Below are 2,405 nucleotides of genomic sequence, written 5' to 3' on the forward strand. Positions count from 1 at the left end.
CCACACCCCCATCCGCACCCATCCGCCGAGCCGCTATGAATCGCCCGAGCCGCTACGTTCCGACCGTCCGAAACATAGCGGCTCGGGCGAAACGTAGCGGCTCGGCGAAGAGAACGCCGCAGGCTCAGCGGAATCACCGCTTGCCGACGAGCTGACGCGACACGATGTCGCGCATGATCTCGTTCGTGCCGCCGTAGATGCGGTGCACGCGGGCGTCGAGGTAAGCGCGAGCGATGGGGTACTCGGTGATGTAGCCGTATCCGCCGTGCAGCTGCACGCCGACGTCGAGCAGCTCCGCCTCGCGCTCGGTCGCCCAGAACTTGACCTTCGCCGCCTCTTCGGCGGTGAGCTTGCGGTCCTTGTAGAGCAGCATCGCGCGGTCGAGGTATGCCCACATCACGTCGACCGTCGTCGCCATGTCGGCGAGGTGGAACCGCGTGTTCTGGAAGTCGGCGATCCGCTCGCCGAACGCCTCGCGGCTGAGGACGTAGTCACGCGTCCACGCGAACGCGGCCTCGCCAGCCGCGGCCGCCGCGACGCCGATCGACAGGCGCTCCAGCGGCAGGTTCATCATGAGCTGGACGAACCCCTTGCCCTCGGCGCCGCCGATCAGGTTCTCGTCGGGCACGAACACGTCGGTGAAGCTCAGCTCGGCGGTATCCCAGCCGTGGAAGCCCATCTTCTCGAGCGTCTTGCCGTGCTCGAAGCCCGCCATGCCGTCCTCGACGATGACGAGGCTGAAGGCATCCGGCCGGTTCCCCTCGCCCGTCTTGACGAACGTGACCACCATGTCGGCGGTCTTGCCACTGGAGATGAACGTCTTCGCGCCGTTCACGATGTAGCCGCCGTCGACCTTCTTGGCCGTCGTCGTGATGCCGCGCAGGTCGCTGCCGGCCCCCGGCTCGGTCATCGCGAGGGCGCCGAGGATCTCGCCGGTCGCCATCCCCGGCAGCCACTTCTGCTGCTGTTCCGGCGTGCCCATGTGCACGAGGTACGGCACCGCGAGATCGTCCTGGATGCCGAAGGCACCCGCGAGCGACCCGTGCCCGGCACCGATGACCTCCTCCAGGACGACCGCGCGGAAGCGGTAGTCCTGCAGCATCCCCGCGCCACCGAACTCCTCGGGAACGCTCAGTCCGATCAGTCCGGCGTCGCCGGCGGCGCGCATCGTCGCGCGGTCGATCTGGCCGTCGGCCTCCCACTGCTTGCGCTTGTCCTCGGTGGCGTATCGCTTGAGAAACTCCCTGACGACGTCGCGAAACGCCTCGTGGTCTTCGTCGTAGATGTCGCGCTCCATGGTGCGCCCGCCCTCTCGTCATTGAGTGTCGTTGAGTGTCGAAACCCTGGGATGCAATCCCTCTCACCATGATACTGGGTGCCATCGCATAGCGCGCCGGCTCTTGCATCATGATCGAAGCTATGTTCTGATGTCGGGATGCGGTGGCGCGGACAAATGATCGATGAAGTGGATGCCGATGCCCTCCCCGGCCTGGAGCGGATGAGCGGTCTGGTCCGCACGGTGACGACGCCGGAGTTCCAGGGAGTCACGTTTCACGAAGTCGCCGCGAAATCGGCCCTGAACCGCGTGCCGTCGGCATCCGCCATGCCCTTCGACTGGACCGTGAATCCCTATCGCGGGTGCAGTCACGCGTGCGCCTACTGCTTCGCCCGGAATACGCACACGTACCTCGACCTCGACGCGGGGCGCGACTTCGACAGCCAGATCGTCGTGAAGGTCAATGTCGCAGACGTGCTGCGGCGCGAGCTCGCCGCGCCGAGCTGGCTGCGCGAGCCGGTCGCGCTCGGGACGAACACCGATCCGTATCAGCGCGCCGAGGGCAGGTACCGGCTCATGCCCGGGATCATCGACGCCCTCGCGGCCAGCGGCACGCCGTTCTCGGTGCTGACGAAGGGGACGCTGCTGCGGCGCGACCTGCCGCTGCTGTCGGCGGCCTCGCGGGCGGTGCGCGTGCGCATCGCGATGTCGATCGCGATGCCCGACGATGCGCTCCGGCAGACGCTCGAACCGGGAGCGCCGACCTTTCAGGCGCGGCTCGACACCGTGCGCGCCGCGACCGAGGCCGGGTTCGCCGTGACCGTCTTTCTCATGCCGATCGTGCCGCACCTGACCGATTCCGTTCCGGTGCTCGACGACGCACTGGCGCGGATCGCGGCATCCGGCGCCGTGCGCGTCGTGTACGGCGCGCTGCACCTGCGCCCCGGCGCGCGGGAGTGGTTCTGGGGATGGCTGGAGCGCGAGCATCCGGAACTGGTGCCCGCGTACCGCGGGCTGTATCCGGGGGTGTCGGTGTACGCACCCGCCGGCTACCGGAAGTGGCTCGCGGCGCGCGTGCGGCCGCTGCTGCGGAAGCACCGGTTGGGCGGCGGCGCGGAGGAGGATGCCG

At 68.4% G+C, this 2,405-nt stretch carries 2 protein-coding genes; one reads left to right on the forward strand and one right to left on the reverse strand.

Features of this window, described 5'->3' with window-relative positions:
* Positions 1-133 precede the first annotated feature (133 nt).
* Positions 134-1,297, reverse strand: a complete 1,164-nt coding sequence (locus WBP48_RS14370; protein WP_424441439.1) for an acyl-CoA dehydrogenase family protein — start codon at positions 1,295-1,297, stop codon at positions 134-136.
* Positions 1,298-1,435: 138 nt separating this feature from the next.
* On the opposite strand from WBP48_RS14370, the gene WBP48_RS14375 reads away from it, so the two are divergent.
* On the forward strand, positions 1,436-2,405 hold a 970-nt coding region (locus WBP48_RS14375), incomplete at its 3' end, for an Rv2578c family radical SAM protein (protein WP_424441440.1).

The sequence above is a fragment of the Microbacterium sp. genome (assembly GCF_049661145.1).
Classification (GTDB): Bacteria; Actinomycetota; Actinomycetes; order Actinomycetales; family Microbacteriaceae; genus Microbacterium.

Excerpts from the sequence above, each read along its gene's own strand:
- WBP48_RS14370 (WP_424441439.1), bottom strand. The coding sequence starts at position 1,297 with ATGGAGCGCGACATCTACGACGAAGACCACGAGGCGTTTCGCGACGTC.